The organism is Halorubrum cibi (genome assembly GCF_900182635.1).
GTDB lineage: Archaea > Halobacteriota > Halobacteria > Halobacteriales > Haloferacaceae > Halorubrum > Halorubrum cibi.
The window spans coordinates 353,558-366,017 of sequence record NZ_FXTD01000001.1 but is presented as its reverse complement, the minus strand read 5'-3'; the positions used below and the strand labels follow the sequence as shown (position 1 = coordinate 366,017).

Genomic DNA, 12,460 nt, shown 5'->3' with positions numbered 1-12,460 from the left:
GACGCGGCGATCCGTGTTAACTGTTCTCATCGAACACCCTACTGCTCCGGGTGGACCGGCGCGTCGAACCCGCCGCGGACGAGCGGCTTCGCCACGTGTCGGCGGGCGCTCGGCGGGACCTCGTACCACCCCGGCTCGAGCTCCCGGTCGATCGTCGCCTCGACCTTTCCGGGCGCGGCGGCGTCGCAGTCGCGACAGCGGTACCCTTGGTCCCGACCCGCAGACGACATGGTCCGGCCGCACTCCGGACAGGTCGGGGTCGCCGGTTCCGTCCGCACGAGGTCGCGGACGGCGAACTTCTCGAGTTTCAGCGTCCCCGCCGGACCCGACTCATCCTCGCGGACCTCGTGTTCGCCGCACAGCGTCACGCGGTCGCCCGAACGGAGCGCGCGCACGCGATCACGAAACCTGCCGGTCGGCGCGAACGCGATCGCTCGGAGTTCCGGGCCGACATCGACGGCGGCGGCAACCGCGACGTGGACGTGTCCCCCCCGCTTCGTCTCCGGGTCGTCCGCGACGACGCCCGCGACCCGGTACCCCGAACCGTCGCGGAGGTCGCCGAGGCTCCCGTCCGCGAGGTGGGCGTCGGTGCCCTGGTTCGTCGCGAACGTCGCGGCGCGCTCGACCGGTTCGCTCTCGATCGCGTCGGCGACCCGCCGGCACGCGTCCGGGTCGTCCCCGCGGATCCCGTGGAGGATCGGCCCCGGCGCGTTCGGTACGCAGACGACCTCGCCGGTCCCGCGGTCGACGGTGTCCCACACGGTCGGGTACGCCTCGTTGGCGGCGGCGAAGACGCTCTCGGCGTCGACGTCGCGGGGAGTCCCACACCGGTCGAGTTCGCGGTAGGAGATCCGCTCGAACGTCCACTCGTCGTGGGCGGCGGGTGCGCCGACCGCGGCGAGCGCGCCGATCCGCCCGCGACCCGGCGTCTCGTCCCCGTCCGCGCCGCCGGTACCGAACCCGGCGTGTCGGAAGCCGTGTCGGTCCGCGATCTCGAGGGCCTCGGCGAGTTCCAGTCGCTCCCGGAGCGCCCGGCGGGCGAAGGACGCGACGTCGGCGGGGATCCGTCCCGCGAGGTCGCCCGCGCCGTCGACGAAGGAGTCGGCGTCACCGTCGCCGTCGGGGGAGACGTCGGCCACCACGACGCCCGGTGAGGTCCGCGGGTCCTCGGCGGCCGCGAACTCCCGAACCGTCTCCCCGGCGATCCGGAACGCCTCGTCCGCGTCGATCCCGTCAGCGTCGACTCCATCGGCGTCGACTTCGTCGACGTGGAGCGCGACCGCGGCGTTCCCGCGGGTCTTGTGTTTCACCGCGGGGTTGAGCCGCAAGAGCAGGTGACGCGTCACCCGCGCCCCGGCCGCCTCGAGCCGCTCTCCGAGCCGGACCCCGACATACGTCGTACACATGCCGCGGTCCCGCGAGTCGGTGTCGTCGACGGCGACGATCGGCATGATCGGAGGTTCTCGGGCGGCGACCAAGGCGGTTTCGACCCGCCGCCGGTTCGATCTCGACGGGTGCCTGCTCCGCTCTCGGACACGCGAACACCTATATAACCGTGTCGTCCAAGTCGCTCGGAGAAAACGCAAGGTGGCACCGGTATCAGCGGATCCAGCCGACACAACGTATATATGTTCCGAGCCGCTTATCTCGGGTATGTCCCGGACTGCGCTGATCGAGAACGTCACCGCGATGCTGGAAGACGCGGGATTCCTCGTCAGCGACCGGTGTGCGGTCCGGCCCAAGAGCTTCGACGTGGCCGTCCGGCGCGACGAGGACCTGTTGCTCCTCAAGATCCTCGGCAACGTCGACGCGCTCGACGCGGCGACCGGCGCGGAGATGCGACGGCTCGGCGAGTACCTCGAGGCGACCCCGATGGTGATCGGGATCCGGACCCGCGACGAGGAGCTGAAGCCCGGCGTCGTCTACTTCAGACACGGCGTCCCGGTGATCAACCCGGACACGGCCTACGAGCTGTTCATCGAGGGGATGCCGCCGCTCATCTACGCGGCCCCCGGCGGCCTCTACGTCAGCCTCGACGGCGACCTGCTCGCCGACGAGCGCGAGGAGCGCGGCTGGTCGCTCGGCCGGCTCGCGACCGAGCTCGGCGTTTCCCGTCGGACCGTCTCGAAGTACGAAGACGGGATGAACGCCTCCATCGAGGTCGCGATCCAGCTGGAGGAGCTGTTCGACGAGCCGTTCTCCAGTCCCGTGGACGTCCTGGAGGGTGCCGACGACGTCCGCGACGCGGACCCGACGCCCTCCGCGCCCGACGCCGATCCGGGCGACGAACACGTCGTCCACGTGCTCACCAGCGCGGGGTTCACCGTCCACCCGACGGCCCGCGCGCCGTTCAAGGCCGTCTCGGAGGACGAGGACGACCCCGTGACGCGGCTGCTCACCGGGCACTCGACGTTCACGCCGGCCGCGAAGAAGCGCGCGCGGATCATGTCCTCCATCGGCGAGGTGGCACACACCCGCTCCGTGTACTTCACGGAGGAGGAGGAGAGCCAGGAGTCCGTCGACGGCACCGCGATCGTCTCCTGTGCGGAACTCGCCGAGGTCGACGACCCCGAAACCATCCGCGAACTGATCCGCGACCGCGCGGAAGCGCCCTCGGAGGCGTAGCCGAGCCGCGGGGGTCTCGGTCGGAAGTCAGCGGCCGAGCAGTCGGCCGAAGAACCCGCCGTTTCCCTCGTCTTCGTCGTCCGAGTCGCCCTCCGTCTCCCCCTCGCCGGTACCGTCGTTCGAATCTCGAGCGTCGTCGTCCGAGCCGGTGAGAGCGGTCGCCATCGTCCCGCTGTCGTCGTCCCGGAACGGGACGCTCCCGGCCAGATCGTCCTCGTCATCATCGTCGTCGGTATCGCCGTCGTCGCCATCAGAATCGTCGCTCCTCGACCGGTCGAGATCCCCCGATTCCTCGTCGGCGGTCGGCTCCGCCTCGTCGATGAGTCCGGTCGAGTCCTCATCTTCGGCAGCTTCTCGGGTGTCGTCGGTGTCGTCGGTGTCGTCAGAATCGTGGGTTTCGTCGGCCTCGCCGGTCACGGCGTCCGCGTCGTCCGCATCGCTCGCGGTGACTTCGGCGTCCTCGACGAGCGTCTCCGACTCCGCGACGATGATGTCGTCGTCCGCGTCGTCGCTATCAGTGTCTTCGTCGGCCTTCCGTTCGACCTCCGCATCCGATCTCCCTCCTGAATCCGCTTCCGATTCCGTTTTCCGGTCCGCTTCCGACTCCGCTTCGGTTTCGGGTTCCGCTTCGATTTCGGGTTCCGCTTCGGCTCCCGACTCCGCTCTCCCCTCCGGCCCCGCCACGTCGACGCCGGCCAGCGTTCGGACCAGTTCGCGGTACGCGCGGCTCGCCAGCGCGTTCGGATCGAACGTCGTCAGCGGCTCTCCGGCCGTGCTCGCCCGGGCGACCGCCGGGTCCTCGGGGATCCGCGCGAGCACCTCCGTCGCGAGGATCTCGTCGACGATATCGACGGCCGGGTCGTCCGGGTCGGCCATCCCGCTCGCGTCGTCGAGCCCCACAGATTCGTCCTCGTCTCCGCCGACACGGGTGATCGCCGCGCCGGCGACGTGGCCGCCGATCCGCTCCGCGAGCTGTCGGGTCTTCTCCGTGTCGCCGAGCGCGCTCCGGTCGGGCGTGGAGACGAGAAGCGTCTCGTCGGCCAACCCGATCGGGAGCGTCGAGTCGTGAGAGAGCCCCGCGCCGGCGTCGAGGAACACGTAGTCGGCGTCCGAGAACGCCTCGACGACGCCTGCGAGTTCGGCGGGATCGGCGGCCGCGTACGCGTCGAGGTCCGGATCTCCCGGAACGACCCGCAGTCCGGCGGGCCCGTCGTGGACGGCCTCGGCCGGGTCCGCGCGCCCGGCGAGCACGTCGTGGATCGTCGTCTCGCCGGGGACCATCCCCAGCGCGTCGGCGAGGTTCGCCATACCCACGTCGGCGTCGATCGCGACGACGTCCGCGCCCGATTCCGCGAGGAGCGTCGCTATCGCCGCGGTCGTGGTGGTCTTCCCGACGCCACCCTTCGCCGACGCGACCGCATACACCGTTGCCATACCGTCAGGGTCCGGCGACTCCTACTTAAATGTAGGCGGCGAGACGGCGGGTTCGCGGTTCCACCGCGCTCGCCGTTCTCCGCCGGCTCGCCGAGCGGTTCCGCAAACACCTTATACGTCGCTCGTGGACGTTCACGCGATCAGTAGAATGGCGAGACCAGAGGTGCTCGACCGGATCAAGGAGGCTGAAACGGAGGCGGACGAGATCATCGCGGAGGCGGAATCGGACGCCGACGAGCGCCTCGCCGAGGCCAGATCGCGCGCGGACGAGATCCGCGCCGAGGCCGAGGAGGAGGCGGCGGCCGAGGCCGAGGCTCGGCTGGAGTCCGCCCGCGAGGAGCTCGAGGAACGCCGCGAGGAGATCCTCGCCGAGGGGCGCGAGGACCGCGAAGCGCTCGAATCGACCGCCCGCGATCGGGTCGACGACGCCGTCGACTACGCGGTCGAGCGGTTCGAGGAGGCGGTCAAGGGCCGGCAGACGGAGGAATGAATGGCGCTTAGACCGGAGCAAATGAGCAAGGTGTCGGTGACGGGCTCGAAGCGCGTCATCGACGACGTCATCGAGGCGGCCTACGACCACCACTCACTCCACGTCACCGACTACGACGACCGCTACGAGGGCTTCGAACCCGGCACTTCACTCGAGGGAGCCGAGGACGTCAACGAGCGGCTCGTCACCGTCCGCTCGCTCGAGAGCATCCTCGACGTCACCGCGGACGACGCCGACGGCCCGGGGAAACTCGGCGACGACGCGCTCACGGCCGAGCTCGAGGAGGTCCGCGAGCGCGTCAACGAGCTCAACGACCGGCGCGACGGCCTCAGAGCGGAGATACGCGACCGACAGGAGGAGATCGACCGGATGGAGCCGTTCGCCGACCTCGGCATCGAGCTCGATCTGCTTAGCGGATACGACTCGCTCGAGGTCGTCGTCGGCGAGGCGAAACCCGAAGCGATCGAGGAGGCGCTCGGCGCGGCCGACGGCGTCGACGCCTTCGAGGTCTTCTCGGGCGGGAACGTCGTGGCCGCCTTCGCCGCGCCCGCCGACGGGGCCGAGGAGGGCGTCCTTCAGGACGCGCTCGTCGGGGTCGACGTCGCGTTCCTCGAGGTGCCCGACGCGGACGCGAGCCCGGCCGACTACGTCGCCGAGCTCGAGGGCGAGAAGGCGGACCTCGAGGAGGAGCTCGAGGCGGTCGACGCCGAGCTTGAGGAGGTGAAATCCGAGGCCGCGGGGTTCCTCCTGCGCGCCGAAGAGCAGCTCACCATCGAGGCGCAGAAGAAGCAGGCGCCGCTCTCCTTTGCGACCACGGAGAACGCGTTCATCGCGGAGGGGTGGATCCCGACCGCGACGGTCGCGGACTTCGAGGCGGCCGTCGCCGCCGCCGTCGACGACCACGCCGAGGTCGAGGAGCTCGAGCGCGCCTCGTTCACGCCGGACGGCGACCACCACACCGAGGCGGTCGCCGACGGCGGGAGGACGGGCGGCGCCTCCGCGGCCGCGACCACCGACTCCGCGACGGGTGCCGGCTCCGCCGACGACGACGCCGAGCGCGAGGCGGCCACCGACGGCGGCCACGCGACCCACGGGAGCGACGACCCGCCGGTCGTCCAGGAGAACGGAAGCGCGGCGGGCCCGTTCGAGCTGCTCGTTCAGGGGTTCGGCCGGCCGAAGTACACGGAGTTCGACCCGACGCTTCTCGTCTTCCTCACGTTCCCGCTCATGTTCGGGTTCATGATCGGCGACGTGGGGTACGGCGTGTTGTACGCCGCCATCGGGGCTTTCCTGTACAGCAGGTACGACGGGACGTTCCGCGAACTCGGCGCGGTCGCGCTGTGGGCCGGCGGCTTCACGATCCTGTTCGGGATCTACTTCGGCATCGACGTGTTCGGCTACCACGCCTACCAGCTGCTGCCGGGCGACGTCCACTGGCCGGTCGACGGGAAGGGCCTCTCGCCGGCCGACATCGACTGGGCGCTGTCGTTCCTCGTCGCCAGCGTGCTGTTCGGGCTCGCTCACCTGAACGTGGGGCACGTCCTCTCGTTCGTGAGCAACTACCAGCAGCACGACCTGAAGCACGCGCTGTACGAGGGGGGCTCGTGGCTCCTGATCCTCAACGGCGCGTGGATCTGGATCTTCAGCCAGCACCTCCCCGGTCCGAAGCCGGACTTCCTCTTCGAGTCGTTCTCGATACTCACCTTCGGCGCGGTGTCGTTCGGCGGCTTCCCCGTCGCGGTCGGGTACGCCGCCATCGTGGCCATCGCGCTCGGGGTCGTCCTGCTCGCGATCGGCGAGCCGCCGGAGCTCGCGGAGGTGCTCTCGCCGATCGTCAACGTCATCTCGTACGCCCGGATCATGGCGGTGCTGCTCGCGAAGGGCGGGATGGCGCTCGCGGTCAACCTGCTCGCGTTCGGCGCGTACATCGGCGACGGCGGGGCAGGGAGCTTCCACTTCATCTTCTCCGCCGACTACCTCGAGTACGTGCGGAGCCACCCCGAGGACTACGAACTCGTCTTCTCGGGGATGACGACCGCGTTCGATCCGGCGTCGATCGGCGCCGTCGGCGTCCTCGCGCTCGTCGGCGGGATCGTCGTGGCGATAGTCGGCCACGTCGTCGTCCTCGCGCTCGGCGTCACGTCCGCCGGCATCCAGGCGGTGCGTCTCGAGTACGTGGAGTTCTTCGGGAACTTCTACGAGGGCGGCGGCGACGCGTACACGCCGTTCGGGTACGACCGGCAGTACACCTCCGAGGAGTAGCCGGGTCGCGCGCCGTTTCGGGATCGCTCGATCCCCTTCGCTTGGTTCCTCAGAGCCCACTCTATCGCCCTTGTGAGTCCCCTCGCGGGGGTTCTCGTCGGTCGTTTTGGGAAGCTTTATGTCCACTGTGGCGGCAACTAGCTACTGTTCGGAGACGAGCAACCGCAACTACTACCAATGCTTGAAGCTACCAACGAACTCGGGAACGCCGTACTGTCCACCGGAGGAACGCTCACTGACCCCAGCGCCGCGGCCGCGCTCGCCGTCGGGCTCGCCGCCCTCGGTGCGGGATACGCGGAGCGAGGTATCGGTTCGGCTGCCGTCGGCGCGATGGCCGAGGACGACGACCTCTTCGTCAACGGGCTCATCCTGACGGTCCTTCCCGAGACGATCGTCATTCTCGCGCTCGTCGTCGTCTTCATCGTCTGAGCGGCACACCCTTTCACACAATGAGTTTGGAAACCGTCGTTGAGGACGTTCGAGACGAAGCCCGCGCGCGTGCGGAGGAGATCCGCGAGGGAGCCGAGGCCGAGGCGGAGGAGATACTCGCCGAGGCGGAGACCGACGCCGAGCGCATCCGCGAGGAGCGGCTCGCCGAGGTCGATCGACAGATCGACCAGGAGCGCGAGCAGACGCTCTCGTCGGCCAAACTCGAGGCCAAACAGGAGCGGCTCGGCGCGCGTCGTGACGTCCTTCAGGACGTGTACGACGGCGTCGAGGAAGCGATCGCCGACCTCGAGGAGGGCCGCCGACGCGAACTGACGGAGGCGACTCTCGACGCCAGCCTCGCGGAGTTCGACGACGACGAGGACGTCGCCGTCTACACCCGCGCGGAGGACGTCGAACTCCTCGAGGACCTCGTCGCGGATCGGAACGCGCAGGTCGACGGCGAGGTCGACTGTCTCGGCGGTGTGGTCGCCGAGAGCGACACCTCCCGCGTCCGCGTGAACAACACGTTCGACTCGGTCCTGGAGACGGTCTGGGACGACGAGTTGAAACACGTCTCGGAGCGACTGTTCGACCAATGAGCGCCGCCGGCAGCTCGAACCCGGAGTTCGTCGTCGCGCGGGTTCGCGCCCGCCGCGGCCAGCTCTACGGGGACGAGGAGTACCGCAAGTTGGTCCGGATGACGCCCGCCGAGATCGCCCGGTTCATGGAGGAATCGAGCTACGAGACCGAGATCAACGCCTTGGGGAGCCGCCACGGCGGCGTCGACCTCATCGAGTACGCGCTGAACGCGAACCTCGCGAAGCAGTTCGAGGGGATCTTAGACTGGAGCGAGGGCGCGCTGTACGGTCTCATCGCCCGCTACCTCCGGAAGTTCGACGCGTGGAACGTGAAGACCGTTATCCGCGGCGTCTACACCGGCGCGAGCCAGGAGGCCATCGAGGTCGACCTCATCCGGGCCGGCGAGTTCGACGACCGTCGGATCCGGCGGCTGCTCGAGGCCGACTCGATCGAGGCGGTCGTCGAGGTCCTCGAGGACACGATCTACGGAGACCCGCTCCGGGAGGCGTACGCGGAGTTCGAGGAGTCGGACGTCCTCGTCCCCCTCGAGAACGCGGTCGACCGCGCGTTCTACGAACGTCTCCTCGAGAACCTGCCCGGCGGCGAGCCGATCCGGCAGTACGAGGCGTTCCTCAAAGCGGAGGTCGACTTCCGGAACGCGACGAACGCGCTCCGGCTCGCGCGGTCGGGCGCGGAGATCGACCCCGCAGAGTACTTCATCGAGGGAGGTGAGCTGTTCACCCGCGACACGCTCGCCCGGCTCGCGCGGAACGTCGACGAGCTCGTCGAGTACATCGCGGAGAGCCAGTACGCCGACGAGCTCGGTCCGGCGCTGCGCGAACTCGAGGAGGTCGACAGCCTGATCGCGTTCGAGCACGCGACCGACGCCGCGCTGTTGGCGTACGGCGACCGGCTCGGCACGGTCCATCCGGTGTCGGTGACGCCGGTGATCTCCTACATCCTCGCGAAGGAGCGCGAGGTGGAGAACATCCGCGCCATCGCCCGCGGGAAGGAGGCCGGCCTGTCGGCCGACGACATCGAATCGGAGCTGGTGATAACATGAGCCAGGAGATCGCCGTCGTCGGCAGTCCGGAGTTCACCACGGGGTTCCAACTCGCCGGCGTCCGCAAGTTCGAGAACGTGCCGGACGACGAGAAAGAAGAGCGGCTCGACGACGCCGTCGAACGGACGCTCGAGGACGAGACGACCGGCATCATCGTGATGCACGACGCGGACCTCGATCACCTCTCGCGGGGGACCCGCGAGCGGGTCGAGGGGAGCATCGAGCCCGTGCTCGTGACGCTCGGCGCAGGCGGCGCCGGCAGCGGCGGGCTCCGCGACCAGATCAAACGAGCCATCGGCATCGACCTGATGGAGGAGGACGATTAACATGAGTAAAGCAGAATCCACGGAGACCACCGGAGACGGTGTCATCCAAAGCGTGAGCGGTCCGGTCGTGAGCGCCCGCGACCTCGACGCCCGCATGAACGACGTCGTCTACGTCGGCGACGAAGGCCTCATGGGGGAAGTGATCGAGATCGAAGGGAACATCACGACCATTCAGGTGTACGAGGAGACCTCCGGGGTCGGCCCCGGCGAACCCGTCGAGAACACGGGCGAGCCGCTGTCGGTCGACCTTGGTCCGGGGATGCTGGACGCCATCTACGACGGCGTCCAGCGCCCCCTGGACGTGCTGGAGGGCAAGATGGGAAGCCCCTACCTCGACCGCGGGGTCGACGCGCCCGGCATCGACCTCGAGAAGAAGTGGGAGTTCGAACCCACGGTCGAAGTCGGCGACGAGGTCGGCCGCGGCGACGTCGTCGGGATCGTCGAGGAGACGGTCACCATCGACCACAAGGTCATGGTGCCGCCGGACGCCCTCGAGGAGGGCGAGACGACCGAGATCGCTTCGATCGAGCCCGGGTCCTTCGACGTGACCGAGACGGTGGCCGAACTCGACAACGGCGAGTCGGTCTCGATGCACCAGGAGTGGCCGGTGCGCGAGCCCCGACCCTCCGCGAACAAGAAGACCCCCCGGACGCCGCTGGTGTCCGGACAGCGGATCCTCGACGGCCTGTTCCCCATCGCGAAGGGCGGGACGGCCGCGATCCCGGGACCGTTCGGGTCCGGAAAGACGGTCACCCAACACCAGCTCGCGAAGTACGCCGACGCGGACATCATCGTCTACGTCGGCTGTGGCGAGCGCGGCAACGAGATGACCGAGGTCATCGAGGACTTCCCCGAGCTCGAGGACCCGGCCAACGGCAACCCGCTCATGGCCCGGACCTCGCTCATCGCGAACACCTCGAACATGCCCGTCGCGGCGCGTGAGTCCTGTATCTACACGGGGATCACGATCGCGGAGTACTACCGTGACATGGGTTATGACGTGGCGCTCATGGCCGACTCCACCTCGCGGTGGGCGGAGGCGATGCGCGAGATCTCCTCGCGGCTCGAGGAGATGCCCGGCGAGGAGGGGTACCCCGCGTACCTCGCCGCCCGCCTGGCGCAGTTCTACGAGCGGGCCGGCTACTTCGAGAACGTCAACGGAACGGAGGGCTCCGTCTCCGCGATCGGCGCGGTGAGCCCGCCCGGCGGCGACTTCTCCGAGCCGGTCACACAGAACACGCTGCGTATCGTGAAGACGTTCTGGGCGCTCGACGCGGACCTGGCGGAGCGCCGCCACTTCCCGTCGATCAACTGGAACGAGTCGTACTCGCTGTACAAGAACCAGCTCGACCCCTGGTTCCAGGAGAACGTCGAGGAAGACTGGCCGGAGAAGCGCCAGTGGGCCGTCGACGTGCTCGACGAGGAGACCGAGCTCCAGGAGATCGTCCAGCTGGTCGGCAAGGACGCGCTGCCGGACGACCAGCAGCTCACCCTCGAGATCGCCCGCTACCTGCGTGAGGCGTACCTCCAGCAGAACGCCTTCCACCCGGTGGACACCTACTGTCCGCCCGAGAAGACGTACCTCATGTTGACGACGATCGAGACGTTCAACGACGAGGCGTTCGACGCGCTGGAGGCCGGCGTGCCCGTCGAGGAGATCATCGACATCGAGTCGGTCCCGCGGATCAACCGGATCGGCGTCCAGGAGGACTACGAGGAGTACGTCGAGGAGTTGAAAGCGGACATCACCGAGGAGCTTCGGAGCCTCTACTGATCATGAAAGAGTATCAAACCATCACCGAGATCAGCGGCCCCCTCGTGTACGCCGAGGTCGACGAGGCCATCGGCTACGACGAGATCGTCGAGATCGAGACGGCACAGGGGGAGACGCTGCGCGGCCAGGTGCTCGAATCCTCGGAGGGCCTCGTGGCCATCCAGGTGTTCGAGGGCACCTCCGGCATCGACCAGAACGCGTCCGTCCGGTTCCTGGGCGAGACGATGAAGATGCCCGTCACCGAGGACCTCCTCGGGCGGGTGCTCGACGGCTCCGGCCGGCCGATCGACGACGGCCCGGAGATCGTCCCGGAGGAGCGACAGGACATCGTCGGCGCGGCGATCAACCCGTACTCCCGGGAGTATCCCGAGGAGTTCATCGAGACGGGCGTCTCCGCCATCGACGGCATGAACACCCTCGTTCGCGGCCAGAAGCTCCCGATCTTCTCGAGTTCGGGCCAACCGCACAGCCAGCTCGCGATGCAGATCGCCCGGCAGGCGAGCGTGCCCGAGGAGGAGGAGGGAGACGACGACGAGGACGGCTCCGAGTTCGCCGTCATCTTCGGCGCGATGGGGATCACGGCCGAGGAGGCCAACGAGTTCATGGAGGACTTCGAGCGGACCGGTGCGTTGGAGCGCTCCGTCGTCTTCATGAACCTCGCGGACGACCCCGCCGTCGAGCGGACGGTCACCCCGCGGATGGTCCTGACGACGGCCGAGTACCTCGCCTTCGAGAAGGACTACCACGTGCTCGTCATCCTCACGGACATGACCAACTACTGCGAGGCGCTCCGTGAGATCGGCGCGGCCCGCGAGGAGGTTCCGGGTCGGCGTGGCTACCCCGGATACATGTACACCGACCTGGCGCAGCTGTACGAGCGCGCCGGTCGGATCCAAGGTCGTGACGGCTCGGTGACGCAGATCCCGATCCTCACGATGCCCGGCGACGACGACACTCACCCGATCCCGGACCTGACCGGGTACATCACGGAGGGGCAGATCTACGTCGACCCCGACCTCAACAGTCAGGGGCTCCAGCCGCCGGTGAACGTCCTTCCCAGCCTCTCGCGGCTGATGGACGACGGCATCGGCGAGGGGCTGACCCGCGCGGACCACGGCGGCGTCTCCGACCAGATGTACGCGGCGTACGCGGAGGGCGAGGACCTCCGCGACCTCGTGAACATCGTCGGCCGCGAGGCGCTCTCCGAGCGCGACAACAAGTACCTGGACTTCGCGGACGCCTTCGAGACGGAGTTCGTCGACCAGGGATTCGACACGAACCGCGAGCTCGAGGAGACGCTCGAGATCGGCTGGGACCTCCTCTCGATGCTGCCGAAGGAGGAACTCAACCGCGTCGACGAGGAGTTCATCGAGGAGTACTACCGCGAGGAGGACGACGAGCGCGAAGTCGTCGAAGCCGCGGACTGAAACCGCGAGGACTTTTTCGAGCGGGTCGAGTAGGGGCCGGCACAGCCTCGG

11 protein-coding genes are annotated in these 12,460 nt (G+C 68.6%); 9 read left to right on the top strand and 2 right to left on the bottom strand.

The features are described 5' to 3' along the window. Positions 1–38 precede the first annotated feature (38 nt). Positions 39–1,451, bottom strand: coding sequence for a tRNA(Ile)(2)-agmatinylcytidine synthase (locus FN829_RS01720; RefSeq protein WP_142985270.1), 1,413 nt, complete (start codon positions 1,449–1,451; stop codon positions 39–41). Between the two features lie 202 nt (positions 1,452–1,653). Between FN829_RS01720 and FN829_RS01715 the strand changes: the two genes are divergently transcribed. Then, positions 1,654–2,625: a transcriptional regulator gene (locus tag FN829_RS01715; RefSeq protein ID WP_142985269.1), complete on the top strand. Its 972-nt coding sequence runs from the start codon at positions 1,654–1,656 to the stop codon at positions 2,623–2,625. Positions 2,626–2,652: 27 nt separating this feature from the next. Here the strand turns inward: FN829_RS01715 and FN829_RS01710 are convergent, their stop codons facing one another. Next, on the bottom strand, positions 2,653–4,059 hold the full coding sequence (locus tag FN829_RS01710; protein WP_142985268.1) for a nucleotide-binding protein: 1,407 nt from the start codon (positions 4,057–4,059) through the stop codon (positions 2,653–2,655). 148 nt (positions 4,060–4,207) lie between these two features. Between FN829_RS01710 and ahaH the strand changes: the two genes are divergently transcribed. From ahaH to FN829_RS01670, 8 genes are all read left to right on the top strand, one after another. Continuing rightward, the gene (gene ahaH / locus FN829_RS01705) at positions 4,208–4,549 is read left to right on the top strand and encodes an ATP synthase archaeal subunit H (protein WP_142985267.1); all 342 of its coding nucleotides are present in this window, start codon (positions 4,208–4,210) and stop codon (positions 4,547–4,549) included. 21 nt (positions 4,550–4,570) lie between these two features. Continuing rightward, positions 4,571–6,811, top strand: a complete 2,241-nt coding sequence (locus FN829_RS01700) for a V-type ATP synthase subunit I (RefSeq protein WP_142985442.1) — start codon at positions 4,571–4,573, stop codon at positions 6,809–6,811. 177 nt (positions 6,812–6,988) lie between these two features. Continuing rightward, the gene (locus tag FN829_RS01695; protein ID WP_127116581.1) at positions 6,989–7,240 is read left to right on the top strand and encodes a hypothetical protein; all 252 of its coding nucleotides are present in this window, start codon (positions 6,989–6,991) and stop codon (positions 7,238–7,240) included. 20 nt (positions 7,241–7,260) lie between these two features. Next, positions 7,261–7,839, top strand: coding sequence for a V-type ATP synthase subunit E (locus FN829_RS01690; RefSeq protein ID WP_142985266.1), 579 nt, complete (start codon positions 7,261–7,263; stop codon positions 7,837–7,839). Continuing rightward, on the top strand, positions 7,836–8,882 hold the full coding sequence (locus FN829_RS01685; RefSeq protein ID WP_142985265.1) for a V-type ATP synthase subunit C: 1,047 nt from the start codon (positions 7,836–7,838) through the stop codon (positions 8,880–8,882). The genes FN829_RS01690 and FN829_RS01685 overlap by 4 nt, the downstream gene beginning before the upstream one ends. Beyond that, positions 8,879–9,208 carry a V-type ATP synthase subunit F gene (locus tag FN829_RS01680; RefSeq protein WP_142985264.1) on the top strand — a complete coding sequence of 110 codons (330 nt, stop codon included), beginning with the start codon at positions 8,879–8,881 and terminating at the stop codon, positions 9,206–9,208. The genes FN829_RS01685 and FN829_RS01680 overlap by 4 nt, the downstream gene beginning before the upstream one ends. 1 nt (position 9,209) lies before the next feature. Further along, positions 9,210–10,982 (top strand): ATP synthase subunit A, encoded by a 1,773-nt coding sequence (locus tag FN829_RS01675; protein ID WP_142985263.1) that lies wholly within the window; start codon positions 9,210–9,212, stop codon positions 10,980–10,982. Between the two features lie 2 nt (positions 10,983–10,984). Next, entirely contained in the window at positions 10,985–12,409 is a 1,425-nt protein-coding gene (locus FN829_RS01670) for a V-type ATP synthase subunit B (protein ID WP_142985262.1), read from the top strand. The last annotated feature ends 51 nt before the right edge of the window (positions 12,410–12,460 follow it).